The sequence below is a fragment of the Massilia psychrophila genome, assembly GCF_002760665.1.
Classification (GTDB): Bacteria; Pseudomonadota; Gammaproteobacteria; order Burkholderiales; family Burkholderiaceae_D; genus JAFCUW01.
In genome coordinates this window covers 68592-94562 of record NZ_PDOB01000005.1, presented here as the reverse complement: position 1 = coordinate 94562, position 25971 = coordinate 68592, and the positions used below count along the sequence as shown (strand labels likewise).

At 63.5% G+C, this 25971-nt stretch carries 22 protein-coding genes; 4 read left to right on the top strand and 18 right to left on the bottom strand.

Features of this window, described 5'->3' with window-relative positions; genetic code table 11:
• Positions 1-50: 50 nt before the first annotated feature.
• The 6 genes from CR103_RS05280 to CR103_RS21960 form a co-directional block, all read right to left on the bottom strand.
• Positions 51-3149: an efflux RND transporter permease subunit gene (locus CR103_RS05280; protein ID WP_099914962.1), complete on the bottom strand. Its 3099-nt coding sequence runs from the start codon at positions 3147-3149 to the stop codon at positions 51-53.
• Between the two features lie 6 nt (positions 3150-3155).
• On the bottom strand, positions 3156-4271 hold the full coding sequence (locus tag CR103_RS05275; RefSeq protein WP_099914961.1) for an efflux RND transporter periplasmic adaptor subunit: 1116 nt from the start codon (positions 4269-4271) through the stop codon (positions 3156-3158).
• Positions 4272-4273: 2 nt separating this feature from the next.
• On the bottom strand, positions 4274-4846 hold the full coding sequence (locus tag CR103_RS05270; RefSeq protein WP_099914960.1) for a hypothetical protein: 573 nt from the start codon (positions 4844-4846) through the stop codon (positions 4274-4276).
• Complete coding sequence (locus tag CR103_RS05265; RefSeq protein WP_099914959.1) at positions 4843-6069, bottom strand: TolC family protein; 1227 nt, start codon at positions 6067-6069, stop codon at positions 4843-4845. Before CR103_RS05265 ends, CR103_RS05270 begins: the two co-directional genes overlap by 4 nt.
• 78 nt (positions 6070-6147) lie before the next feature.
• Positions 6148-6549 carry a hypothetical protein gene (locus CR103_RS05260; RefSeq protein ID WP_099914958.1) on the bottom strand — a complete coding sequence of 134 codons (402 nt, stop codon included), beginning with the start codon at positions 6547-6549 and terminating at the stop codon, positions 6148-6150.
• 43 nt (positions 6550-6592) lie between these two features.
• On the bottom strand, positions 6593-6910 hold the full coding sequence (locus CR103_RS21960; RefSeq protein WP_143752522.1) for a hypothetical protein: 318 nt from the start codon (positions 6908-6910) through the stop codon (positions 6593-6595).
• Here CR103_RS21960 and CR103_RS05255 point away from each other — a divergent pair.
• Complete coding sequence (locus CR103_RS05255; protein WP_099914957.1) at positions 6896-7555, top strand: carbonic anhydrase; 660 nt, start codon at positions 6896-6898, stop codon at positions 7553-7555. The genes CR103_RS21960 and CR103_RS05255 overlap by 15 nt on opposite strands.
• Before the next feature lie 54 nt (positions 7556-7609).
• Here the strand turns inward: CR103_RS05255 and CR103_RS05250 are convergent, their stop codons facing one another.
• From CR103_RS05250 to CR103_RS05225, 6 genes are all read right to left on the bottom strand, one after another.
• Positions 7610-8530: an EamA family transporter gene (locus CR103_RS05250; protein ID WP_099914956.1), complete on the bottom strand. Its 921-nt coding sequence runs from the start codon at positions 8528-8530 to the stop codon at positions 7610-7612.
• A gap of 10 nt (positions 8531-8540) precedes the next feature.
• Positions 8541-9269 carry an ABC transporter ATP-binding protein gene (locus CR103_RS05245; protein WP_099914955.1) on the bottom strand — a complete coding sequence of 243 codons (729 nt, stop codon included), beginning with the start codon at positions 9267-9269 and terminating at the stop codon, positions 8541-8543.
• An 11-nt stretch (positions 9270-9280) separates the two neighbouring features.
• A complete protein-coding gene (locus CR103_RS05240) occupies positions 9281-11248 on the bottom strand; it encodes a branched-chain amino acid ABC transporter ATP-binding protein/permease (protein ID WP_099914954.1) in 1968 nt (655 codons plus the stop codon).
• 2 nt (positions 11249-11250) lie between these two features.
• On the bottom strand, positions 11251-12141 hold the full coding sequence (locus CR103_RS05235; RefSeq protein WP_099787886.1) for a branched-chain amino acid ABC transporter permease: 891 nt from the start codon (positions 12139-12141) through the stop codon (positions 11251-11253).
• Positions 12142-12240: 99 nt separating this feature from the next.
• A complete protein-coding gene (locus CR103_RS05230) occupies positions 12241-13398 on the bottom strand; it encodes an ABC transporter substrate-binding protein (RefSeq protein ID WP_099914953.1) in 1158 nt (385 codons plus the stop codon).
• A 247-nt stretch (positions 13399-13645) separates the two neighbouring features.
• Positions 13646-14011 (bottom strand): hypothetical protein, encoded by a 366-nt coding sequence (locus CR103_RS05225; protein WP_099915020.1) that lies wholly within the window; start codon positions 14009-14011, stop codon positions 13646-13648.
• Positions 14012-14189: 178 nt separating this feature from the next.
• On the opposite strand from CR103_RS05225, the gene CR103_RS05220 reads away from it, so the two are divergent.
• Positions 14190-15575 (top strand): ethanolamine ammonia-lyase subunit EutB, encoded by a 1386-nt coding sequence (locus CR103_RS05220; RefSeq protein WP_099915019.1) that lies wholly within the window; start codon positions 14190-14192, stop codon positions 15573-15575.
• The gene (gene eutC, locus CR103_RS05215) at positions 15572-16390 is read left to right on the top strand and encodes an ethanolamine ammonia-lyase subunit EutC (protein WP_099914952.1); all 819 of its coding nucleotides are present in this window, start codon (positions 15572-15574) and stop codon (positions 16388-16390) included. The genes CR103_RS05220 and eutC overlap by 4 nt, the downstream gene beginning before the upstream one ends.
• Positions 16391-16460: 70 nt before the next feature.
• On the opposite strand, the gene CR103_RS05210 is transcribed toward eutC, so the two are convergent.
• Positions 16461-17210, bottom strand: a complete 750-nt coding sequence (locus CR103_RS05210; RefSeq protein WP_099914951.1) for an MBL fold metallo-hydrolase — start codon at positions 17208-17210, stop codon at positions 16461-16463.
• Positions 17211-17317: 107 nt separating this feature from the next.
• Between CR103_RS05210 and CR103_RS22475 the strand changes: the two genes are divergently transcribed.
• Positions 17318-17458 carry a hypothetical protein gene (locus CR103_RS22475; RefSeq protein ID WP_180279283.1) on the top strand — a complete coding sequence of 47 codons (141 nt, stop codon included), beginning with the start codon at positions 17318-17320 and terminating at the stop codon, positions 17456-17458.
• A gap of 79 nt (positions 17459-17537) precedes the next feature.
• On the opposite strand, the gene serB is transcribed toward CR103_RS22475, so the two are convergent.
• The 5 genes from serB to CR103_RS05180 form a co-directional block, all read right to left on the bottom strand.
• Positions 17538-18398, bottom strand: a complete 861-nt coding sequence (serB, locus tag CR103_RS05200) for a phosphoserine phosphatase SerB (protein WP_099914949.1) — start codon at positions 18396-18398, stop codon at positions 17538-17540.
• Between the two features lie 26 nt (positions 18399-18424).
• A complete protein-coding gene (gene mfd, locus CR103_RS05195; protein WP_099914948.1) occupies positions 18425-21871 on the bottom strand; it encodes a transcription-repair coupling factor in 3447 nt (1148 codons plus the stop codon).
• An 87-nt stretch (positions 21872-21958) separates the two neighbouring features.
• Positions 21959-22897: a 5'-nucleotidase gene (locus CR103_RS05190; protein WP_099914947.1), complete on the bottom strand. Its 939-nt coding sequence runs from the start codon at positions 22895-22897 to the stop codon at positions 21959-21961.
• On the bottom strand, positions 22897-23892 hold the full coding sequence (locus CR103_RS05185; protein WP_229442811.1) for an HDOD domain-containing protein: 996 nt from the start codon (positions 23890-23892) through the stop codon (positions 22897-22899). The genes CR103_RS05190 and CR103_RS05185 overlap by 1 nt, the downstream gene beginning before the upstream one ends.
• 86 nt (positions 23893-23978) lie before the next feature.
• Positions 23979-25961, bottom strand: coding sequence for an OPT family oligopeptide transporter (locus CR103_RS05180; RefSeq protein WP_099914946.1), 1983 nt, complete (start codon positions 25959-25961; stop codon positions 23979-23981).
• Between the last annotated feature and the right edge of the window lie 10 nt (positions 25962-25971).

The window sequence follows — 25971 nt, the reverse complement described above, 5'->3', positions numbered from 1 at the left end:
CAGAAAAATGCGGCGGCAAAACGTGGGCGCCGCCACTTGGCCCGTGTGAATCAGTATGCGTCGCCGCCTTTTTCGGCCAGCAGCCGCTCCAGCGGGCGGCGGCCGACTTTCCAGAAAATGAGCGGCGTTAGCAGCGAATCGAGCAGCGTGGAGCTGATCAGCCCTCCGAAGATGACGACCGCGACCGGATGCAAAATCTCTTTGCCCGGGGTGTCGGCGGCCAGCAGCAGCGGGGTCAGGGCAAAAGCTGCCACCAAGGCCGTCATGAGGACCGGCGTCAGGCGTTCGATCGATCCGCGCACAATCATCGGCCAGCCGAAGGTTTCTCCCTCAAACTTGCACAGGTTGATGTAGTGGCTCACCTTGAGGATGCCGTTGCGGGTCGCGATGCCGGCCAAGGTAATGAAGCCGACCATCGAGGCGACCGAAAGCGACACCCCGGCGATCCACATGGCGATCACGCTGCCGACCAGGGCGAACGGAATGTTGCCCATAATGACAAACGCAAGCGTCGACGACCGGTAGCGCGAGTAGAGCACCAGGAAGATCAGCACGAGCGAGGCCAGGGACAGGCCGACGATGAGCTGCTGCGCCTGTTCCTGGGCCTGGAACTGGCCTTCGATGCTGACAAAATAGCCGTCCGGGAGCTGGCTGCCGGACACCGTCTTGCGCACGTCTTCGATAATCCTGGACATGTTCGAGCCGTCGGTATTGGCATATACGACGATGCGGCGGCGTCCGTTCTCGCGACCAATCTGGTTCGGCCCGTCGCCTTCTTCAATCTGAGCGACGCTTGAGAGCGGGATCGGTCCAGCAGGACTGGCAAGCATGACCCGCGCCAGATCCTGCGGCGAGCGGTCGACGTCGGCCAGCCGCACGACCAGATCGAAACGACGCGCGCCGTCGATGACCTGGGTCACGCGGGTTCCTTCCGCCATCGCTTGCAGCGTTTGCAGCACGTCGCCGGCCGCGAGACCATATTGCGCCGCCTTGCGGTAATCGATCCGTACCTTGATTTGCGGGATCAGCACCTGCCGCTCCACCGACAGGTCGACCAGGCCCGGCACGGCGCGCAGGCGTGCCTGGAGTCCGTCCGCAAGGCTGCGCAGGGTGTCGATGTCGTCACCATAAATTTTCAGGGCGATCTGCGCACGCACGCCGGACAGCAGGTGATCGAGCCGGTGCGAAATCGGCTGCCCGATCGCGATCGATGCCGGGATGACGGTCAGCTGGTTGCGGATGCTCGCCATGATCTCTTCGCGCGACCGCTCGGACGCCTTGAGGTCGACGTCGATCTCGGACGAGTGCACGCCTTCGGCATGTTCGTCCAGCTCGGCGCGGCCGGTACGGCGCCCGACCTTGGTCACTTCCGGCACCTGGGCGATCAGCATCTCGGCAAGGGAACCCATGCGATTGGCTTCCGCCAGCGAGGTACCTGGCGTGAATGTCATCCCCATCACCAGCGAACCCTCGTTGAAAGGCGGCAGGAATGCGCGCGGGAAGAAAGGCACGGATGCCGCTGCCGCCAACACCGCGATCAAGGCGACTGCCAAAATCATGCGGATGCGCGGAAACGTCCAGTTCAACGCGGCGCTATCCCAGCGCTTCATGGTGCGCACGATGGGGCTGTCGCCCCGGTGCAGGCGCTTCATGCGCGGCAGCAGGTAGTACGCCAGCACCGGCGTGACCGTCATGGAGACCAGCATCGAGGCTAGGATCGAGGCGATGTAGGCAATGCCCAGCGGCGCAAACAGGCGTCCCTCGATGCCGGGCAAGGCGAACAGCGGTACGAACACGAGCACCACGATGACGGTGGCGTAGACGATCCCCGAGCGCACCTCGACCGAGGCATGCCAGATTACTTCGAGCACCGACTGGCCGGATTCGCCGCGCTGCTTGAGCCTGCGCAGGATGTTCTCGACGTCCACCACTGCATCATCGACCAGTTCGCCGATCGCAATCGCCAGCCCCCCCAGTGTCATCACGTTGATGGATTGGCCGAGCAGGTGGAAGGCGAGCGCCGTCATGGCCAGCGACAGCGGGATTGCGATCAGCGAGATCAGCGTCGTACGGATACTGAGCAGGAAGGCGAACAGCACGATGGCGACCAGGATGGCGCCGTCACGCAGGGCTTCGACGACGTTGCCGATCGAGGCGTCGATGAAGTTGGCCTGACGGAACAGAACCACCGGCTGCGATATGCCGGCCGGCAAGCCCTGTTTCAGTTCCGTCAGCGCGGTCTCGATGTCGCGCGTCAGGCGTACCGTGTCGCCCGCCGGCTGCTTCTGGACGCTCACGATGACTGCGGGCTTGCCGTTCAGGCCAGCGTCGCCGCGCTTGAATGCCGGGGCATAGCTGACGCCGGCGACCTGTTCGAGCAGGACCGGCGCGCCGTTGCGATAGGCGATGGCCAGCCCGCTGATGTCCTCCAGGCGATTGGTGCGGCCCAGGTTGCGGATAAGGTATTCGCGGTTATTCAGGTCGACGAAGCCGCCGCTGGTGTTGGTCGCAAACCCGCGCAGTGCCGTGGTTACCTGTTCCAGCGACACGCCGAACTGGGCCATGCGCGCCGTATCCGGCTCGACCCGCAACTGGCGGACCTCGCCGCCGATCGGGATCACCTGCGACACGCCCGGGATCGACAGCAGGCGCGGCCGCAACACGAAGTCGGCATACTCGCGCGCCTTCATCGGGTCGGTCTTGGCGACGTCGATCGGCAGTGCGATCAGCATGATCTCACCCATGATCGAAGACACTGGCCCCATCGCCGGCGATATGTTGCCCGGGAGTTGTTCCTTGACCAGCGTGATCCGTTCGGACACGAGCTGCCGGTTGCGATAGATATCGGTTCCCCAGTCGAACTCGGCGTACACGATCGACAGGCCGACGCCCGAGACCGAGCGCACCCGCGTCACACCAGGCATGCCGTTGAGCGAAGTTTCGATCGGGAACGAGACCAATTGCTCGACTTCTTCCGGGGCCATGCCGCCGGCTTCGGTCAGCACGGTGACGACCGGCTTGTTCAGATCGGGGAACACATCGACCGGCGTGCGCCATGCTGTCATGGCGCCGTAGACCATCAGCATCAGCGCTGCTACCAGGACGAACAGGCGGTTGCGCAGGCTAAAACGAACTATGGAATTAAACATGGAAGGTCACCTGATCTGGTTGATCAGCGACGTACCGACGACGACGACCCGGTTGTCGGGGGGGAGTCCCTTGGTGACGATGACGGTGCGCGCGTCCAGTGCCGTTGCCTCAACGGGCAGGGCAATGAAGCGTTGGGCGCCGGATTTGATCCAGACCACCGTTTCATTGGCCGGGTTGCGTGCCAGTGCCGCCGCCGGCAGGGCAATCCCCTTGACCTTGGTATCGAGCTTGGCCAGGACTGTGACCGGCTGACCGACTGCCAGGTCAAGGTTTTTGCCGCGGGCACGGAAATGGATCGGCACGGCGCCGTCGCGCAGGCTGCGGCCGCCGCCAAGCAGCGTCAGTTCAACATCCGGCAGGTCGGCCAGCGTCGCGGCGCTGATCCTGCGGGCGATACCGGCATCGGTGGACAAGGCTTCGATCATCATGCGCTGCGGATCGACGATCTCGAACAGCACGTCGCGCGACTCGACGATTTGGCCGTTCAACACCGATGCACTGGCAATCACTCCGCTGGAAGGAGCAACAATTGCTTCGCTGCCGCTGATGGAACCGGCAACCGCCCGTTCGCGACCGATGGTGGCCGTCAGTTCAGCCTGGGCAGCTTCAATTTCTTTCGCGGGCACCACGCCTTCGAGCGATGTGAGGCGTTCTACCCGCTTTGCCAGCAGGCCACGGTTGGCGCGCAGCTCTGCCAGCTGTGCTGCCTGGTTGCCGCGCTCGATCGCCGCGCCGGTAGGACGCAGGCGTGCCAGCACCTGGCCTTTGACCACGCGCTGGCCAGCAACCGGCAGGCCATTTGGCCCTGGCGCAATTTGCCCGGCGTAAGGCGCCTGCACCCTGCCGCCAGCATTCGGGTCGATGCTCACCTTGCCGTTCAATGCGACGGTCCGCGCATATTCGCCTTCTAAAGCCATCAGCGTGCGTACGCCCATGCGGCGCTGCGCCGACTTCGGAACGTTGACGCTGCCATCGGGCAGGCGCGCAAGCGCCCCGGCGCTGGCAGTTGCCTGACCGTCCAGATGCTCTCCGTTCGGGCCGTGCGCGCCAGGCGAGGCCAGCAGGGAGGTCATGAACATCGCGCCGATTAAGCCCGCGACAACTTGTTGGGTAATTTTCATCATCAGATTTCCTTGCGGTGGTGGTGGCGCCGGCGTCGCACGATCAATATTGCAGCAGCCAGGGCGGCGACGACGGCGACCGCTGCCAGCAGCCAAAGGCGGCTGATCGGATGGCCGTGCCCTTGGTCGTCCGCCACCGCAGCGACGTTCAGCGTTCCTTCGAGCAGGTCGCTCTCTTCACCTGCGACGAGCGTAAACAGCAGCGCATGGGTACCCGGCGTTGAAATGGCGGCGAGGAACTTCGGGTCGTCGACAGCGTAGTCGCCGAGATCGGCGTGGAATGTCGCCTTTGCCTTGAGGTCCTTGTACTGGACTTCGAGCGCACCGTTCAGAACGGGCTCGTTCGTTTCGTAGCGGTCGATCATGATCGACAGCTCGCCGCCGGAGAGGTGGCCGAGCAGCTCGAATGCTTCGGTAAAGGTCTCGATGCGTGGTGCGGACGAGGCGGTGCCGGCGGCGTTTGCCGGGCCATCGAGGTGTTCGCCATTCGGCCCGTGGGCGCCGGGGCTGGCAAGTGCCATCGACATGGCGAACACGGCGAACATGGCGACAAACAGCAGGATCAGGTATTTCATGGAAGGACTCCTAAGGCTTGATTGAGTTGGGCATGCGCCAGTCCGAGTGCGACTTTTTGCTGGGCCGCGGCGATGTCGGCCTCGTGCGTCAATGCGCGCGAACGAAGCAGATCGGCAAGCCCTCGTTCCCCCGCGCGAAACGCCTTCTCGAACAGCGCGGTGTGTTCATGCAGGGTCGTTGCGCGTGCGCTTGCCGTGTCGAGCGCGGTACGTGCATTAGCGAGCCGTTCCTTGGCAGTATCGATGTCGGCATCGGTATTCGCCTGCACCTCGGCCGCCTCCGCAGATGCTGTCGCGATTACGGTTTGCGCCTGGGCCTCGACAGTACGGTTGCGTGCAGCAGTACCGATCGGGATCTGCAATGCCAATCGAATACTGCTGACGGGCTCGCGCAGACTCCGCTCGTCTTCCCGGCGAACTGACAACGCAATGCTCGGCGGCGCCGAGCGGGTGGCTGAAGCCAGGCGCAAGGCGGCGCGTGCGCGCTGTTCGGACGCATGTGCCGCGGCCAGGCGAGGATTGGCACGGACGTCACCGCCTGCCAGCGCTTCCGGTTCGAGCGCCGGCAGGCTTGACAGGCCCGTCACTACCCGATAGCGCGCCAGCACTTCGGCCAGCGCGGTACGGGCATTCGATACGTCGGTCTGAGCGGCCAGCACTTCCTGCTGCGCCAGCAGGCCGTCGCTGCGTGCCAGGTCGCCGGCCTTGACGCGTCGATGTACCTCTTCGGCAAGTCCTTCCAGATGATGTAGGTGGTCCTGCTTTTCATCGAGCTTGACTTGCGCAGCGGCAGCTTCCCATACCCGGCTGCGCACTAGCCCAGCCACTGCCAAGCGCGTTGCGCCAAGGTGAGCGGCAACTTCGTCCGAGCTATGTAAAGCCAGGGCTTCGCGAGCGGATTTCTGGCCGGGCAGCCAGATTGACGACGAAACCGAAATTTCAGTTTCTCGCTGCCCGCGTTCTGACGCGCCTTGGTCTGCGCTCTGGGACAATCCGAGCGTAGGGTTCGATGCGAGCCAGGAACCGGCATTGGCCCGCGCCGCGGCGACTTCGTCCTGGCGAGCTTCGAGCGTGCGGGCGGCGGGAGCGCGTAGCCAGGCACTCTCGACGGCTTGTTTTAGTGTGGTGCCGATCAAGGTCGGCGACGGCGGCGCTGCTAAAACCCAGCTTGGCAGGGCGAGGACAGCACCGACAACGTAAAGGGACAGGCGGAAGGTGCGCATGTTTTCTCCATCGGATGAGATTCAGGATCACCGAGGGCGAACACACCAGCGCGACCTGGTCGCGCCTGCATCTGTCGATTATGTGTGCAGCATTCCCCCGGCAGTTTGGCCGAGGGAGGAGGCAGGGGGCCTGTGCGGCCCGTCCAGGAACGGTTCAGGTACTGCCTGGGCTACATATGGCACCAGCTCGGACACCAGCTGCTCGGCAGGAACCGAAAGGCGCGAGAAACTGACTCCAGCTGACTGCGAGGAGGTAGAGTGTTCCTGTGCATGGTCGAGCGACTCATCGGATTCGTCGTAGTGAACCGATCCATCGTCCTTGTGGTGGTGGTGGTGGTGAACGCCGTCCTCGTGGTCAAGCTCGTGAATGATCGATGTTGTCCCGACAGCAGTCGGCAGGCCGGCTTGCATGGCGAAGCCATACAAGGGCAGGCACAACAGCAACAGGATGTGGACGATTCGACGCAAGAGGATCACCAAACAATTTTCGCCAGATTATATCAGCATGTCTGCGCTTTCCGGATTACCGGAGTGCCGGACATGCTGTGACGGCCGCCACCGTGCCCTGGAATTTGGTCTGCCTGGAGCGGGCGACGCAGGCTTCGCGCCGGAGCACCCGTTTTAAAAACAGATGGATTTCATACTTCGAAAAAAACGAACCATTTAGCAAATATATACGAATTTTCTTGTCGAAACCAAATCGGTAAGATGCGCCGCTCGGGTCGCCATTTTTGGGACACTGTTCTGCAAAACGGTATTTTCTATTACCGTTCCCATCAGATCGCTGGTACACGCCGTTGAGCCCGTCCTTATCTGAAAGAAGACAATGCAAGATATCCAAAAATTCATCGCCGGATTTAAACGATTCCAGGAGAAATATTTCAACGAGGACCTGGCATTGTTCGAAAAGCTTCGACATGGGCAACATCCGAAGGCGCTGATTGTGGCCTGCGCCGACTCCCGTGTAGACCCGACCTTGCTGATGGGAGCAGAGCCGGGGGATGTGTTCGTCGTGCGCAATGTCGCCAATCTCGTCCCCCCATACGAACCGGGAGGCAGCTTCGCCAGCGTCCCGGCGGCGTTGGAATTTGGTGTCTTGTCGCTGCAAGTCGAACACATTATCGTGCTCGGTCACGCTCAATGCGGGGGCATTCATGCCCTGATGCAGGGCACCAGTGCTGACAGCGAATTCATCGGCAAGTGGGTCGGGATTGCCCAACCGGCACGTGAACGCGTGCTCGCCGAGCTGCCATCCAAGCCGCCTGCCTTGCAGGCGCGCGCCTGCGAACAGGCTGCAATCCTGGTTTCACTCGAGAACCTGATGTCCTACCCATGGATCGCTCATCGCGTCGTGCTTGGTGAACTTCATCTCCATGGCTGGTACTTCGACATCGGGCCTGGAGCGCTATTGCACTACAACCCGGCAAATAACGCCTTTGAGCCAATTGGCGCAGATACGGCCGCCGCGTCGGTGAATATGGTGTGAGGGCGGCAGGCAGAAGGCCTTGACCCGGGGTGCGGTCCGCGGGGTGCGGTCAATTTACTGTCGCCCCCCGAGCCAGCGCGCGCCGAACATCACGGTCGCCAGCGAAATGGCGATCAGCGCAGTGCCGGCCCATTGCCAGGTACTGATGACGTCGCCGAACACCAGAATGCCCGAGCTGATGCCGACCACCGGCACGGCCAGGCTGAAGGGCGCGACCCGGTTCATCGGGTGGCGCTTGAGCAGGCCGGTCCACAGCGCGTACGCCATGATGGTGGCGAACCAGCCGAGGTAGGCCAGCGACAACCAGGTGCTCCATGGCGCGCCGACCCAGCGCCAGCGCAAGGCGGCCTGTGGCGGGTCGAACGCCAGCGACAGCAGGATGAACGGAATGATCGGCACCAGCGAACACCAGACCATGAACGGCACCACCTCGAACTGCGGCGTCGATTGCTGGGCGCGCCGCACGACGAGGTTCGACGCCGCCCACATCGCCGCGGAGCCGAGCACCAGTAAGAACCCGAGCGCGGTGGTGCCGCCAAGGTCAGCCCCGGGCGAGAGGTAATTCATCGCAAAGCAGCCGATGCCCAGCGCAGCGATGGACAGGCCGGCCAGTAGCGCGCGGCTGGCGCGTTCGCCCAGCAGCACGAAGCCGAACAGCGCGGTGAAAAATACCTGGGTCTGCATCAGCACCGAGCCGAGTGCGGCCGACATGCCGACCTTCAGCGCCAGAAACAGGCAGCCGAACTGGCCGACGCCCTGAAACAGGCCGTACAGCACCACCCATTTCAACGCCAGCTTCGGGCGCGGCACGAACAGTATCAGCGGCAGCACCGCAAACAGGTAGCGCAGGGCGCCGAGCTGGAACGGCGTCATGTCGTGCAGGGCGAACTTCATGGCGATGAAGTTCGTGCCCCAGATCAGCACCACGCCCATCGCGGCGACATAGTCGCGTACGCCGAACGGCGCGTGGTGCATGGCGGACAGCTTAATGGGCCTGGCCGCCGCCGAGATAGGCGGCGATCACCTTCGGATCGTTCTTCAGGCTTTCGGCCGGCCCGTGCACCGAGATGCTGCCGTTTTCCAGCACATAGCCGTAATCGGCGACGTTGAGGGCGGCGGCGGCAAACTGCTCGACCAGCAGCATCGTCACGCCTTCGGATTTCAGGCGGGTGATGATGCGAAATACTTCTTCGACCAGGATCGGCGCCAGGCCCATCGACGGTTCGTCGAGCAGGATCACGTCCGGGTTGAGCATGACGGCGCGCGCCATCGCCAGCATCTGCTGCTCGCCGCCGGACAAAGTGCCGGCCAGCTGGTGCTGGCGCTCTTTCAAGCGCGGGAACAGTTCGAGCGCCTTTTCCAGGTCGTGCTTGATGTCGCCTTTGGGGCGCGAGCGGGTAAAGCGCGGGAACGCGCCCAGCAGCAGGTTGTCGGTCACGCTCATGGTCGAAAACACGCGTCGCCCTTCGGGCGAATGGGCCAGGCCGGCGCGCGCGATCTTGTGCGACTCGAGCCCGGTGATGTCGATGCCGCCCAAGGTGACGCTGCCGGCTTTCGGCTTGATCATGCCGGAAATGGCGCGCATGGTGGTGGTCTTGCCGGCGCCGTTCGAGCCGATCAGCGTAACCAGTTTGCCCTTCGGGACTTCGAGCGAAATGCCGTGCAGGACTTCGACTTTGCCGTAGGCAGCTTGCAGGTTCTGAATCTTTAACATGGCTGTCCTCTTTAATGCGCCGCAGGGGCGGACGCGACGGGCGTGGTTTCTTCGCTGCTGCCGCCAAGATACGCTTCGATCACTTTCGGATCGCTCTGCACAATGGCCGGCGTGCCTTCGGCGATTTTCTGGCCGAAGTCGAGTACCGTTACGGTATCCGAGATCGCCATCACGACGTCCATGTGGTGCTCGATCAGGATGATGGTGATGCCGTGGTCGCGGATCTTGCGGATGATCGCCATCAGCTCCTTGATGTCGGGCGCGGTCAGGCCGGCGGCCGGTTCGTCGAGCAGCAGCAGGCGCGGGTTCAGCCCGAGCGCGCGGCCGATTTCGAGCAGGCGCTGTTTACCGTACGGCAGGTTGCGCGCCTCTTCGTTGGCCAGCGACGCCAGCCCGACGAATTCGAGGATGCTGGCGGCGCGCTCGCGTGCGGCGCGTTCCTCGCGCATGTAGCGCGGGGTGTGCAGCATCACGTCGAGCACGTTCGATTCGAACGTGTGGTGCAGGCCGACCAGCACGTTTTCGGTCGCCGTCATTTCGCCGAACAGCTGCACGTTCTGGAACGTGCGGGCGATGCCGCCGAGCGCGATCTGGGACGGCGTGCGGCCGGTAATGGACTCGCCGTCGAATTCGACCTTGCCGGCGGTCGGCTGGTAGATGCCGGTCAGGACGTTCATCATCGTACTCTTGCCCGAGCCGTTCGGCCCGATCAGGCCGTGCACCGAGCGTTCGGCCACGTTCAGGTCAACCAGGTTGAGCGCTTTCAGGCCACCGAACTGCATCAACGCCTGGTCGACTTTGAGCAGGGTTTTAGCGGCGGCGCCGGCGGCGCCGGTGGTGGCGCCGGCGAACGGATTGGCGGTGGCCGCGGCCACCGCCAGCGACTGGTCATGCACCGCGCCGCGGCCCATCAGCCCGCGCACCCAGCCGACGATACCGTCCTGCAGGTAGTAGACGACGAACAGGGTCATCAAGCCGAAGATCGTCAGGCGCCAGTCGGTCACGCTCTCGAGCTTGTAGGAAAAGATCGCCATGGCGATCGTCGCCACCAGCGGCACCGCGGCGCTGCGCACGGTAATGCGTTTGCGCGCCAGCGCGATGGCCGCGCCGATCGTGCCCAGAACGGCGGCGGTAACGGCGATCTGGCGGAACAGTTCGATGTCGGACAGCAGGCTTGGCAGCATCACCACGATCAGCGAGCCGAGCAGCGAACCGATGCGGCTCTTGCGTCCGCCCATGATCACCGCGAGCAGGAACAGGATCGTCAGCTCGAAGTTATAGCTGCTGGGCGAAATGTACTCTTCCGAATACGCGTAGAGGCTGCCGGACAGGCCGGCCAGCGCCGCGCTGATGACGAACGCGTAGACTTTGTAGCGGTACACCGACACGCCCATGCAATCGGACGCAATCGGGCTGTCGCGTAGCGCTTCGAAGGCGCGGCCCAGGTGCGACTTGAGGATGCGGTGCACCAGGATCATCGACACCACCATCAGTGCGGCCACCATGTAGAAGTACTCCACCTCGTGCAGCTTGGTGCCCAGGACAGTCGGCTTGGGAATCTTGATGCCCATCGGGCCTTCGGTCAGCCAGGTCATCTCGTTGATCAGGATCGCGATGATGGTGCCGAACGCCAGCGTGACCATGGCCAGGTAAGGGCCCGTCACGCGCAGCGCCGGCAGCGCCAGGATCGCGCCGAACAGCGCGGTGCCGACAATGCTGGCCGGGATCGCCAGGTACCACGCCAGGCCAAATTTGAACACCAGCACGCCGGTGATGTACGAGCCGATGCCGAACAGGCCGGCGTGGCCGAGCGAGACCTGGCCGGTGTAGCCGACCACGATATCCAGGCCGAACAGCAGGATCGCGTAGATCAGCACCGTCTGGGCCAGATGGATGTAATACGGATTGGTGACGACTTGCGGGAACAGCGCCAGCGCGGCGATGCCCAATACGCCCAACAGTAATGATTTTTTGTTCATGTTCAAACTTTCTTGATCGTGGCTTTGCCGAACAGGCCGGCGGGCTTGATCGCCAGGACCAGCAGCAGCAGCAGCAGGCCGGGTACTTCCTTGTAGCCGGTCGAGACGTAGAAACCGGTGGTCACTTCCGCGATGCCGAGTATGAGGCCGCCGACGACGGCGCCCATGCCCGACGTCAGGCCGCCGATGATGGCAACGGCGAACGCTTTCAGGCCGAGCGAGGCGCCCATGGTGGCGCCGGTCAGGGTCAGCGGGGCGACCAGCACGCCGGCAAACGCCGCGGTCGCGGAAGACAGCGCGTACGAGAACGTGATCACCATGCTGGTGTTAATGCCCATCAGGCCGGCCGCGTCGCGGTCGTTGGCGGTGGCGACGACCGCCTTGCCGTAGATCGACTTGCGGTTGAACAGCTCGACGGCCAGCATGATCGCCAGCGCGCCGACGATGACCGCTACCTGCATCGGCTGCACGTTGGCGCCGAGTACCTGGAACGGGGTTGAACTCAAGGGAGACGGGAAGGTCAGGTCGTCCTTGCCCCAGATATTTTCCGCGACGTTCTTGAAGATGATGGCCAGTGCGATGGTTGACATGATCCAGCCGAATTCGGATTTGATCTTGATGGCCGGGCGCACGCCGATCCATTCGACGAACATGCCTTGCAGTGCGCCGAACACGAGCACGATCGGGATCATCAAAAGGTAGCTCATGTATGGGCCGCCGTGGAAGGTGCTTACCAGCGACAGGCCGACCAGTGCGCCCAGCATGAGCGACTCGCCCTGGCCGAAATTGAGTGTGCCGGAAGTGGCAAAGGTGAGTTGATAGCCGAACGCGATAACGGCATAGATCATGCCGAGCGCGATACCGGAAAAAACGAGCTGTAAAAGAATTTCCATGATTTTACCTAATGGATGGTGCGCCTGCACCACCGGTCAACAAGAAAATGGCCAGGCTTGAATCGTCAAGCCTGGCCACATGCGGCAAGCGTCGAACGCTTACTTGGCCAGTACCACTTTGCCACCCGAGACTTCGCCGAACACGGTGTTGTCCAGGTTGATCGCCTCGTGGTCATCCTTGCTGTAAGGCTTGTTGTAGCTGGTGACGACACCGTCGACTTTTTCGGTCAGGTTCTCCAGCGCGGCTTTGACTTTCTGGCCGTCGGTGGTGCCCGCCTGTTTCATGGCGGCAGCGAGCAGGTAGATCGAGTCGTAGCCCTGCGCTGCCGACACTGGCGAAGGCATGCGGCCGTTCGGCGGATTGTAGGCCTTGACGTAGGCGTCGATAAACGTCTTGCGCTTGGCGTTGTTGGGATCCTGGATGAACGTTTGCGGCATGCGGGTGCCGTCGCCGTTCTTGCCGGCATTGTCGATGAAGTTGCCCATCGACAGGGTCCAGCTGCCGATCAGCGGCACTTTCCAGCCCAGTTTTTCCATGCCATTGGCGATCTGCGCCAGTTCCGGGCCAATGCCGTAGGTCAGCACCGCTTGCGCGCCGGCCTGCTTGGCTTTCAACAGCTGGGCCGTCATGTCGACGTCCTTGATGTTGTATTTTTCGACAACGACAGCCTTGAGGCCTTTTTTGTCGAGCGCTTTTTCCAGGTCTTCGCGGCCGAGCTGGCCGTAGTTGGTCGAGTCGGCCAGGATCGCGACCTTGGTAAATTTACGGCGCGCCACGGCTTCTTCGACGATCATCGACGACTGGATCTGGTCGCTGGCCGAGTTGCGGAAGATGTAGTTCTCCGGCTCCTTGGCGAACTGCTGGGTAATGATCGAGCCGGTAGCCACGTTGTTCATGACCGGGATTTTCGCTTCCTGGTAGAACCGCTGCGACGCCAGCGCCACGCCGGTGTTGATGTAGCCGACAGTGGCGACGACTTTTTCCTTGTTGATCAGCTCTTGTGCGATCTGCACGCCGCGTTCAGGCTTGGCTTCGTCGTCGCGCTCGATCAGCTGGATCTGGCGGCCCAGCACGCCGCCCTTGGCGTTGATTTCGGCTGCTGCCAGTTTGACGCCGTCACGCATCGACACGCCCATCGGTGCGGAGCCGCCGGTAAATGGGCCTGCCACGCCGATCTTGATCGGTTCGGCGGCGATTGCCGACATGGCAAAACCCAGTGACATGCCTGCAACGAGTGTCTTTAGTTTGAAATTCATTTTGATGTCTCCATGGTGTTTTTCTATTAATTTCGCTGGCGATATTGCTACCCTCGTTAGCCTATTGTAGGGGAGTGTTTTGTTCCCAGCAATGGTTTGATGCTACGCATCGCACTACGCAACCATGTAAGGTAACGGTAAGCAAATGCAAGTAAGAAAAATAAACACGTTTAGGCAAGGGGAAAAAAGCCGCCGCGAAAGGGCGGCGGCCGGGATTGTGCCAATATTTTGTCGACTCAACAGTGGTTCAGCGCCCCCAGCGGCTGCCGATACCGACGCCGCCGAAGTTGCGGCCGTGGCGGCCCCAGCCACGGCCGAACATGAAGTCGAGGCCAATCGACGCCGGCGGATAATAATACGCCGGCGGCGGCGCGTACAGCGGCTGTGGCACATACACGGGCTGCGGCACGTAGACAGTGCGGGGAACCGGCTCCGAATTGTATTGGACCGACGCGCCGGTGCCGGGCGGCACCGGCGTCACCGACACCACGTGCCATTGGCTGGGGTCGGCAGGAGGCGGGGCATAACGGCTTGCCTGGCTGGACGGGGCGGGCGGAGCATAGGCGCAACCACCCAGTGCGGCCAGCGAAAAAAGTGCAAATAGTAGTTTCATGGTGTCCTCGCGCACGTAAAGCATTGACTGATCCGACACAACTGACAATACTACTATAAGAAATTTTTGCCTGTCCCGCTACGCAATTACAGCTTGTTACAAAGCCCTGGAGCCTTGCCACGTGATGGAATGCGCAGGGCGGCACAGGAATAGGGCACAAGGCAAGGAAAGACCGCAGATGGCGCAATTTACGCATGTTGTCGGCACCACCACCTACGCGTTCGCCGATTTGCGCGCGCTGATGGCGAAAGCGACGCCGGCGCGCTCGGGCGATGCGCTCGCCGGCGTCGCTGCCGGCAGTGCCGGGGAGCGGGTCGCCGCCCAGATGGCGCTGGCCGAACTGCCGTTGTCGACCTTTTTGAACGATGTGGTGGTGCCGTATGAACGCGACGAAGTCACGCGCCTGATCATCGACAGCCACGACAGCGCCGCCTTTGCGTCCATCCGCCATCTGACGGTCGGCGACTTCCGCAACTACCTGCTGAGCGACGCGGTCGACGCCCAGGTGCTGGCCGCGCTCGCCGCCGGCATCACGCCCGAAATGGCGGCGGCGGTGTCGAAGATCATGCGTCTTCAGGACTTGATCCTGGTTGCCGCCAAGTGCCGCGTGGTGACCGCCTTTCGCAACACCATCGGCTTGCCGGGGCGCTTTTCCACCCGCCTGCAGCCGAACCACCCGACCGACGATGCGCGCGGCATCGCCGCCGCCATCTTCGACGGCCTGCTGTATGGCAGCGGCGACGCCGTCATCGGCATCAACCCCGCCACCGACAATCTCACTGAGCACGTCAGGCTGTTGACGATGTTAGGTGAGGTGATCGAACGCTACGCCATTCCGACCCAGGCCTGCGTGCTGACCCATGTCACCAACACCATCGCCGCCGTCAAGCGCGGCGCCCCGGTCGACCTGGTGTTCCAGTCGATCGCCGGTACCGAGGCGGCCAACCGCAGCTTCGGCATCAATCTCGCCTTGCTGGCCGAAGCACGCGCCGCGGCGCTGTCGTTAGGGCGCGGCACGGTAGGCGGGAACGTCATGTATTTCGAAACCGGACAGGGCAGCGCGCTGTCGGCCAACGGCCACCACGGCGTCGACCAGCAAACCTGCGAGGCGCGCGCCTACGCGGTGGCGCGCGCATTCAACCCGTTGCTGGTGAACTCGGTGGTCGGCTTCATCGGCCCCGAGTACCTGTACGACGGCAAGCAGATCATCCGCGCCGGACTGGAAGACCATTTTTGCGCCAAGCTGCTGGGGTTGCCGATGGGCTGCGACGTCTGCTACACCAATCACGCCGAAGCCGACCAGGACGACATGGACAGCCTGTTGACACTGCTGGCGGCGGCCGGCTGCACGTTTATCATGGGCGTGGCCGGATCGGACGACATCATGCTGGGCTACCAGAGCACTTCGTTCCACGATGCGCTGTACGCGCGCCGCCTGCTCGGCCTCAGGCCGGCGCCCGAGTTCGAGGCGTGGCTGCAGGCGATGGGGATGTTCGACGACGCGGGACGGCCGGGGTCAACGCTGCCGCCGCAGTTTTTACGCGCTTTGGCGCGGCTGTCATGAGCGACGGCGTGGTTGACAACCCATGGGGCGAACTGCGCCAATTCACCGCCGCCCGCATTGCACTCGGGCGCGCCGGGGTCAGCATGCCAACGAAGCCGCAACTGGCGTTCCAGCTGGCGCACGCGCAGGCGCGCGACGCCGTGCATGTCGAACTCGACGACGTCGCTCTCGCCCGCTCGCTCAGCGCCGCGCTGGGCCTGCCGTGCGTGACCCTGCACAGCGCCGCGCCGGACCGCGCGGCGTATCTGCGCCGGCCCGACCTCGGTCGCATGCTGGGTACGCAATCACGCTCGGCCTTGGCCGCGCTCGAGCGGCCGGCGGCGCCATGGGACATCGGCTTCGTCATCGCCGATGGCCTGTCGGCGCTGGCGATCGAGCGGCATGCGCTGCCATTCCTGCGCGCATGGGTCGATGCGCTGGCGCCCGCCACCATGTCGGTGGCGCCGCTGGCGATCGTGCGCCAGGGTCGGGTGGCGGTGGGCGACGAAGTGGCGCAACTGCTCGGCGCCCGGCTGGTGGTGGTGATGATCGGCGAGCGTCCCGGCTTGAGTTCCCCCGACAGCATGGGCCTGTACCTGACGTGGCAGCCCCGGGTCGGCATGACGGACGAGCTGCGCAACTGCATATCGAACGTGCGACTGGCCGGCCTGGGATACAAGGACGCCGCACGCAAGCTGCACTACCTGATCAATGAGGCGCGCCGGCGCGGCATGTCGGGCGTGGCGCTAAAAGATGGCAGTGGCGACGAGGGGCGACCAATCGCCGATCATGCCAACTTTTTGATTTCAACCGGAGTGCGAGACAAAGGCTCGTGACGATGACGTGAGACGAAGCCCGGGGCGACGCTGTTTTGTTGACCGGTGTTTACTCCTTTCAATGCTTCGTTTAGCCTTGCTGGCTCTCGGTCATCTGTTTGCAGTATTCCGCCAGGTCCTCCGGCAGATGTGACGGACAAACGCCGCATTGGCGGTTACCCGGGACTGCGTAATCGATAAATTTCGGATACGGCAAATTCAAATTGCTCATGATGGCCTTGAATTGTTCAAGTGTTTTGCCGTCGCCCAAGCGTGGATTCCGTCGCTTTTCCTGGGCGATGGATGAGACGAAACGCTCCTTGTAGTCGTGTGCCGGATAGACCAATGTCTCATCAGGCAGGGTGAACAGCTTGCCGCGCACACTCTTGTACAGTGCATCGGCATCGCCGTTTTGAAAGTCGGTCCTGCCACAGCCCTCAATGAGCAAGGCGTCCCCGGTAAAGACGCGGTCATCGAACAGGTAAGCGAAGTGGCCGTCGGTGTGCCCTGGAGTGTGTAACGGGTGCAAGACAAGACTACCGACACGGAACGGCTTGCCTTCCTCGATCCCTACATCTGCACAAGGGAGCCGCTCGTAGGCCGGGGCAGCAATCTTACTGCCAACGGCACGCTTCATTTCCAACGCCGCAGTGATATGGTCGGCGTGGATATGGGTGTCGACCGTATATGCCAGCTGTAGGCCCAGCCGGTGCACTTCCGCCAGGTCGCGATCTATCGCTGCGATGACGGGGTCGATGAGTATCGCCAACCCTGAGTCTTGATCCCCAAGAAGGTAGGTATACGTGCTCGAAAGTGGTTCACGCAATTGCTTGAAGATCATGCTGACTCCATCTGAAGTAGTGGATGTGGTTGGCTTCACACATACTATACCACTTCATATATTATGGCCTGGCATACTGTTTGCGCGGCGTTTCTGTGAGCCGATTGATGACCACTACAAAACAACCCGAGCTGTTTGCGACGGCAAACAATGTTTACAACATCGTCAGCCAAGAAGCGTTAGCAGTGCTGCAGGTGCTGTATCAACTGTACTGCCCGCAGGACCGGCAGACATGCCGTGACGATTGACTGGAATAACTTTACGCCATGGCCGTCAATTTGACAAATTGACAAATGCCGTATGGCGGCAGCGTTGAACCAATGCGGTTCAGACGGTTTCGAGGTGCGGGGCGAGGATCGCCAGGATGCCGTCCAGGCCCGAAAAATTGAGCGCAATTGCCGCTTTGGCCCGCACCACCGGCTTGGCGCGAAACGCCACCGACAGGCCTGCGATCGACATCATTTCCAAATCGTTGGCGCCGTCACCCATCACGATCGCCTGGCGTGGCGTGGCGCCGATCTGTGCGCACACCCGTTGCACCGTCAACATCTTCTCTCCGGCGTCGACAATGCCGCCGACCACCCGGCCGGTCAGCTTGCCGTTGTCGATTTCCAGCACATTGGCATGCGCGAAGTCGAGGCTTAGGCGTTCCCGCAGGCGCTCGGTAAAAAAAGTAAAGCCGCCCGACACCAGCAGCGTTTTGAGGCCAGCTGCCCTGACCTGCGCCAGCATCGCTTCACCCCCCATCGACATGTGCAGCCGCTCGTCGTAGACGCGCTCCAGGGCGCCGGCATCGAGTCCCTTCAGCAGGGCGACGCGCCGCTCGAGGCTTTCGGCAAAGACCAGTTCGCCGCGCATCGCCGCCTCGGTGATGGCGGACACCTGGGGTTTCAAGCCCTGCATGTCGGCGATCTCGTCGATGCACTCGATGGTAATCAGGGTCGAATCCATGTCCATCGCCACCAGGCGGAAATCGGCCAGCGTGAGCGCCGCGTCGATGAAGCAGGCGTCGACGCCTGCGTCGAAGGCGGCCGTCTCGACCGCCAGCCGTACCGCTTGCGAATCGTCGGCCTGCTCGCAGCGCAGCGCATGCGCGCCAAGTGCGAATGTGCGGGCTGGCCGCGCCAGCGCGGCGATACGTTGCAGGCCAGCCTGGCTTGCGCCGGGGCCCTGCAAAACCAGGTTCATTATCATCGGGGCTTACTCATTGAGGTCTAGGTTAACAGTTGTTTGATGGCTTGCTTGACCTGCGTCACCCTGGCGGCCAGGTCCGGCATGCTGGCGGTAATTTTCAGCTTGTCCTGGCCGGCCAGCTTGATGTGGCGGTTCTTCTGGATCAGGGCAATGATGCGCATCGAGTCGATCGGCGGGTTGACCATGAACTGCAAATTGGCCGCTTCGCCGTGGGCATCGATCTTGACGATGCCGACCGCCTTGGCGGCGATGCGCAGGCGGTGCGTTTCGATCAGTGCCTTGACCGGATCGGGGAGCTTGCCGAAGCGGTCGATCAGCTCCTCCTGCATGTCGTCGACCTTGTCGGCACTGGCGCAGTTGGCCAGCCGCTTGTAGATCGACAAGCGCTCGTGGACGTCGCCGCAAAAGCTGGACGGCAGCAGGGCCGGCACGTGCAGGTTGATTTCGGTAGTGGTGGACATCGGCGCCGCCAGGTCCGGCTCCTTGCCCGCCCTGAGCGAACGCACCGCTTCATGCAGCATATCGGAATACAGCTGGAAGCCGATTTCGAGCATCTCTCCGGACTGGTTTTCGCCCAGCACTTCGCCGGCGCCGCGGATCTCCAGGTCGTGCATCGCCAGGAAAAAGCCGCTGCCCAGTTCTTCCATCTGCTGGATGGCGTCGAGCCGGCGCTGCGCTTGCTTCGTTAAACTCGTCACGTCGTGCACCAGCAGGTAGGCGTAGGCCTGGTGGTGGGAACGGCCGACCCGGCCGCGCAGCTGGTGCAGCTGGGCCAGGCCGAATTTGTCGGCGCGGTGCATGATGATGGTGTTCGCCGTCGGCACGTCGATGCCGGTTTCGATGATGGTCGTGCACAGCAGGATGTTGTAGCGCTGGGCGACGAAGTCGCGCATCACTTTTTCGAGGTCGCGTTCGTGCATCTGGCCGTGGGCGACGCCGATGCGCGCTTCCGGCAGCAGTTCGGTCAGCATCGCCATCCGGTTCTGGATGGTATCGACTTCGTTGTGCAGGAAGTAGATCTGGCCGCCGCGTTTCAGTTCGCGCAGGCAGGCTTCGCGGATGATCGAGCCGTCTTCGCTGCGTACGAAGGTTTTGATCGCTAGCCGCTTTTGCGGCGCGGTGGCGATGATCGAAAAATCGCGCAGGCCCTCCAGCGCCATGCCGAGGGTGCGCGGGATCGGCGTCGCCGTCAGCGTCAACACGTCGACTTCGGCGCGCAGGGACTTGAGTGCTTCCTTCTGGCGCACGCCGAAGCGGTGCTCCTCGTCGATGATGACCAGGCCCAGGCGGGTGAACTTGACGTCGGGCGAGAGCAGCTTGTGGGTGCCGATCACGATGTCGAGGGTGCCGTCGGCCATGCCTTTGATGGCGTTGTTGATCTCCTTGCCGGTGCGAAAACGCGACAGCTCGGCGATGCGCACCGGCCAGTCGGCGAAGCGATCGGCAAAGGTCTGGGCGTGCTGCTCGGCCAGCAAGGTGGTGGGCGCGAGGATCGCCACCTGCTTGCCGCCCATGACGGCGATGAAGGCGGCGCGCAGTGCCACTTCGGTCTTGCCGAAGCCGACGTCGCCGCACACCAGCCGGTCCATCGGTTTGCCGCCGGTCATGTCCTTGATGACGTTGTTGATCGCCTCGGCCTGGTCGGGCGTTTCTTCGAAGCCGAAGCTGTCGGCAAAATTCTGGTAGTCGTGGGCCGAATATTCGAACGCATGGCCTTTGCGCAGCGCGCGCCGGGCGTACAGGTCGAGCAGCTCGGCGGCGGTGTCGCGCACCTGTTCGGCCGCGCGGCGCTTGGCTTTTTCCCATTGGCCGGAGCCGAGCGAGTGCAAGGGCGCGTCTTCGGGCGAAGCGCCGGAGTAGCGCGAGATCACGTGCAGCTGCGACACCGGCACGTACAGCTTGGTGTCCTTGGCGTATTCGAGATGCAAAAATTCGGTCTCGCCTTCGCCCAGGTCCATGCTCGCCAGGCCCATGTAGCGCCCGATGCCATGGTGGATGTGGACCACCGGGTCGCCGATTTTCAGCTCCGACAGGTCGCGCACCATCGACTCGACCTGGGTGACGCCTTCCTGCTTTTTCTTGCCGGCGCGCCGCCCCGAGCCGGCATACAGCTCCGTCTCGGTGATGAACACCAGGTGCCCGCTGTGCTCTTCGAACAGCTCGAAGCCGGCGTGCAGCGGTGCTACGCCCAGCACCAGTTTGGCGCTCGAGGTCCTGAAACCTTCCATACCCTCGACCGGCGCCAACGCCAGCTTGTATTCGTTGAAATACTGCTGCAGCGTTTCGCGCCGGCCGTTCGATTCGGCGCAGATCATGACCCGGCCGTCGTTGTGCGACAGGTAAGTGCGCAGGTTCGCCAGCGGGTCGTCCACGCGGCGGTTGACGGCAATGTTCGGGATCAGGCCTGACAATTCGGAGCCGGCCGGATCAACGTCGTTTGTCAGCACCCAGCGCGGGTAGGGCTTGGCCAGCGTGAAGAAGGCTTCGTCGGAGAGGAACAGCTCGCTTGGGGGCAGGATCGGGCGTTCGCGGTCGGCCTTCAGGAAGCGGTAGCGCGACTGCGTGTCGAGCCAGAAGCGCTTGATGGCGGCGTCGATGTCGCCCACCAGCGCGATGCTGGCATCAAGCGGCAGGTAGTCGAACAACGTCGCGGTGGCGTCGAAAAACAGCGGCAGGTAGTATTCGATGCCGGCCGAGGCGATGCCGCTGCCGATGTCCTTGTACACCACCGAGCGCGACGGATCGCCCTCGAAACGCTCGCGCCAGCGGCTGCGAAAACTGGTGCGCGCCGGTTCGTCCATCGGAAATTCGCGGCCCGGCAGCAGCCGCACTTCGCGCACCGGATAGAGCGAGCGCTGGGTGTCGGCGTCGAAGGTGCGGATGGTTTCGATTTCGTCGCCGAACAGGTCGAGCCGGTACGGCAGGGCTGAGCCCATCGGGAACAGGTCGATCAGGCCGCCGCGCACCGAGTATTCGCCGGGCGACATCACCTGCAACACGTGGGTGTAGCCGGCCAGCGCCAGCTGCGCCTTCAGGCGCACCTCGTCGAGTTTTTCGCCCTGCTTGAAAAAGAACGTATAGGCCGCCAAGAAAGACGGCGGCGCCAGGCGCACCAGCGCGGTAGTGGCCGGCACGATCAGCACGTCGCACTGGCCGTTGCGGATTTCGTGCAAGGTCGCCAGCCGTTCGGACACCAGGTCCTGGTGCGGCGAAAAAGCGTCGTACGGTAACGTTTCCCAGTCGGGCAGCAAGTGGCAGGACAGCTTGCCATCGGCGAACCACGGGATTTCGTCGAGCAGGCGCTGGCCGTCGCTGGCGTTGGCGACAATCACCGTCAGCATCTGCTGCTTCGATTTCAGGGCGAGGCCGGCCTGTGCCAGCGCGTACGCGTCGGACGATCCATACAGAGCCGGCAGCGCGAAACGGCTGCCGGGTTTAGGGAGGGATTTGCTTAAATCGAAGGACATTGAGGCGCGCGATACTGAACTGGGCTTTGATGCATGATTATAGTCGCAATCGCCACTTGGGCGCGGCGCGCGCCCAGGGCAGCGTTCTCAGGGCGGCGCCCGGCGGTTGGCGATCCCGAACGGCACGTGCACCATCGGAATGGTTGCATCGGGCGACGATGTCAGGTGGGTGAGCTGGTCGTCGAAGAAGATATGCGGCTTGAACACCGCCAGCACCCGCGCCTTGTCCATGCCGCCGAGGAAAAACGTCTCGTTGGCCGACACGCCCCAGCTCTTGAGCGTGGTGACGACCCGTTCGTGCGACGGCGCGCTGCGGGCGGTGATGATGGCAATCCGCAGGACCTTGCGGTAGCTGGAATCGCGGCGGGCCATTCGCTCTTCCATCCGCTGCATCAGCGCCAGCTTCTGGAACATGTCGGCCAGCGGGCCTGGCTGGTGCGGCCTGGCGACGTGTTTCGCCTCGTGGGCGTGGAACTCGTCGAGGCCGTTTTGCTTGAACACGCTTTCGGCCTCGTCGTCGGCAATCACGCCGTCGAAGTCGAAGGCCACGCGCAGCTCGACGTCGTCATCGTCATCGACGATCCTCGAGGGCAGCACCAGCCCGGCCGGGTAGTTGGCCGCGATCGCCGCCGTGACGTCGTCCTCGTTCGCACTGAGGAACAGCGAGGTGTTAAACGCCGGCAGGTAAGGGTAGGGCGCAGTGCCGGTCATGAAGGCGGCGCGCGAGATGTCGAGGCCGTAATGGGCGATCGAGCGCATCACGCGTAGCCCGGTCTCGGGTGAATTACGCGAAAACAGCACCACTTCGACCGGGCACTGGCGCGGAAAACACTTGTTGATGCTCAGGAAGCGCCGGATGAAGGGGAAGGCAACGCCCTTGCCAAGGGTGACGTCCAGATTGCGTTCCTGGAAATTGCGGTACTCGTCCGGCCCGCTGTCGAGGTACACCTGGTGCGAGCCGGTCAGGTCGAACAGCGCGCTCGAGGCCACACCGATGACCAGTTTGTGCTCAATCTGAAACGGCATCAGTGTTCCTCGTGACGGAGTTTTTCGAAACATGCGGCACCAAACGGCCCGAGGCCGGCAAGCACGCACGGGTCAAGCGCCGCCAGTTCGCCGGCATCGACCAGCATGCGCAGCATGGCGACGCGATCGGCCTGCGCCAGCACCTGCGCCAGCGCCAGGCAATCAGCTTGGTCGGGCAGGCCGGATTGTTCGATCGCCATCGCTACTGTAACAGGGAATTCCCACAGCGCCGCGATACGGGCCGACAGCAGGCGCGCGCACGGCAGCAGCGCGGCGCAAAACTGGTCCGAACGCGGCATTGCAGCGCCGGTATGGATCTGGTCGACCAGGCGCAAGGCGACGATCAGGCCGACGTGGTGCAGCAGGCCCGCAAGGTAGGCTTCGAACGGATTGGCGCGCGTCGCCGAGTCCCCCGTCTGGGCCAGCATGCTTGCGGCCAGCGCGCACATTTCGGACTGGCGCCACACCAGCGGCGCGATTGCCGCAGCGAAGCGGCCCGACTGCTCCCTGATGATCGGGCGGAAGGCGACGCGCGCGATCAGCATGCGCATGCCGTTCTGCCCGAGCAGCATGATCGCCGCTTCGACCGTCTTGACCGGCTTCGATGGCCGGTAGGCCGGGCTGTTCGCTTCGCGGATCGCTTCGGCCACCAGCACCACGTCCTGCGACAGTTGGCGCGACAGTTCGGCGACGGCCACGCTGTCGTCGCGCAGGCTGCGCAGCAGTTGCGGAAGCACCGCCGGCACCCGCGGCACCAGGTCGGCGCCCGACTGCGGCGCCTCGACCAGGCGCGCCAGTTCGTCGATGATCAGTTTTTCGGTGGACGGCTGGACCGCTTCGCCGCTGCCGCCGCAGTGGCCGGCCAGCCACCGGTAGAACAGGGTGTCGGTGTCGCCCGGGGGCGCCACCGATGCGCCAGGCGATTGCATCGCCACCGGCGCGGTGGTGGCCAGGGCGGTGGGCTGATTGAACCATCGGACAATCCATTTGATCATTGTCGGGGGCGGGTCGAACGAGGATAGACGATTATGTTGCCGGACAGGCATGGCAACCACGGTACGGCTGCCACGCCGTACGCCGCTTACACGTGGACCCGGCGCGCATTGGTCGCCGCCCACCGGTACAGCGCGATCACCAGTCCCGCGCCCAGCAGCGTCGCGACGATCATGGTCTGTCCCTCGCTCAAGCCGTTGGCGATGGCCAGCGGCTCGCCGGTGCCGGTCGAGACGATCAGTCCGGCCAGCGCCACGTTGAACAGCGATTCGCCGACGATAAAGCCGGACATGATCAGTACGCCCATGCGCTTGGCCGGTTCGCCCCAGGTGCGCTTGCTGACCGCCCGCTCGTAGAACCAGCCGCCGAAGGCGCCCACCACCACCGGCGCGGTGACGGCGCTCGGCAGGTAGATCGCCAGGCCCACGCCCAGCGGCGGCAAGCTGTATTTGTCATGGCTCGCTTTTTTCAGCACGAAATTGATCACCACCAGGATCAGGCCGATCAAGGCGCCGTAGCCGATCAGGTTCCACGGCAGGTCGCCGCCGATCACCCCTTTTGCCAGCGTCGAGATCAAGGTTGCCTGGGGCGCGGCCAGCGGCGTGGACGAAATGGCGTTGACGTTCGGCGCGCCGGCAAAGCCGTATGCGCCATTGAGCAGTTCGAGCACCGGCGGCACCACGGCCGAACCGGCGGCCACGCCGATGAGCAGCGCAACCTGCTGCTTCCATGGCGTCGCGCCCACCAGTTGGCCGGTTTTGAGGTCCTGCAGGTTGTCGTTGCCGATGACCGCTACCGCCAGCACCACGGTGGTGACGAACAAGGCGAAGGCGATCAGCGCATGGGCCACTTCAGGCCCCATCACGTGGCGCCCGACCATGCCGACGCACAGCGACGCGCCGAGGATGGTAAGGATGGCGATGCCCGACACCGGCGAATTCGACGAACCGATCAGGCCGGCCATATAGCCGCACACGGCGGCGGCAAAAATGCCGGCGACCAGGATGAAGCCGACGCCCACCGCGACCAGCGGCACCGACAGGCCGGCCAGCACGCCGTCTTGCAGGAAGCTGGCCAGCAGCCAGCCGGCCGGCGCCATGGCGATCAAGGTCACCAGGCCGACGATGAAAATTGGGATGTCCTGTTCCGCGCGCTCGATCACCGCGCCCTCGGTTTTCGCGTGGCGCGCGGCGGCCATTGCCGAGCGCAGGCCGCCGATGACCGGCTTGGCCAGGCCAGCCAGGGTGGCAATCGCCGCCGCGCCGATTGCGCCGGCGCCGATGATGCGCACTTCACGGCTCCAGACGCCGAGCGCATGGTCGGCAGCCGACAGCGCCGGCATCGGGTTCATCGACGTCATCAGCGGCACCAGGATGCCCCATGCGATGGCAAGGCCCGCCAGCATCGCGATGCCGACCGTGATGCCCATCAGGTGGCCGGCGCCGATCAGCGCCAGCGAGCTCGATGCGCCGATGCCGGTGGCGCCCTGGCCGGCGCGGAAGTAGATCGCCACTTCACCGGCCATCAGCTTGGCGGCGGCGAAGGCGGCGAACAGCGCCGAGGCAAGGCTGCCCCAGATGACCGCCGACAAGCCGGCCTTGCCTTCGGCCGCGCCGCTGCGCGACGAGGTGCCGACCTTGAGCACTTCTGCCGCGGCCACCCCTTCCGGATACGGCAGGGTCGATTGCGACACGAGCGCCCGGCGCAGCGGCACGGTATACATCACACCGAGCACGCCACCGATGGCGCAGGCGCCGAAGGTCGGCCAGAACGGCACGTTGGCCCACCAGCCGATCATCAACAGGCCGGGCAGCACGAAGATCACCGAAGCGAGCGTGCCGGCAGCCGAGGCAATGGTCTGGACGATGTTGTTTTCCTGGATCGTCGCGCTCTTGAAGGCGCTCAGCAGCGCCATCGAGATCACCGCCGCGGGGATCGATGTAGCGAAGGTAAGACCGACCTTGAGCCCGAGGTAGACCTGGGCCGCGGTGAAGATCAATGTAATGAGCACGCCGAGGATAATGCCCCGGACCGTGATCTCTTTTGGTTTAGTCAGTGACACCGTCGCCATTCGCAGCACT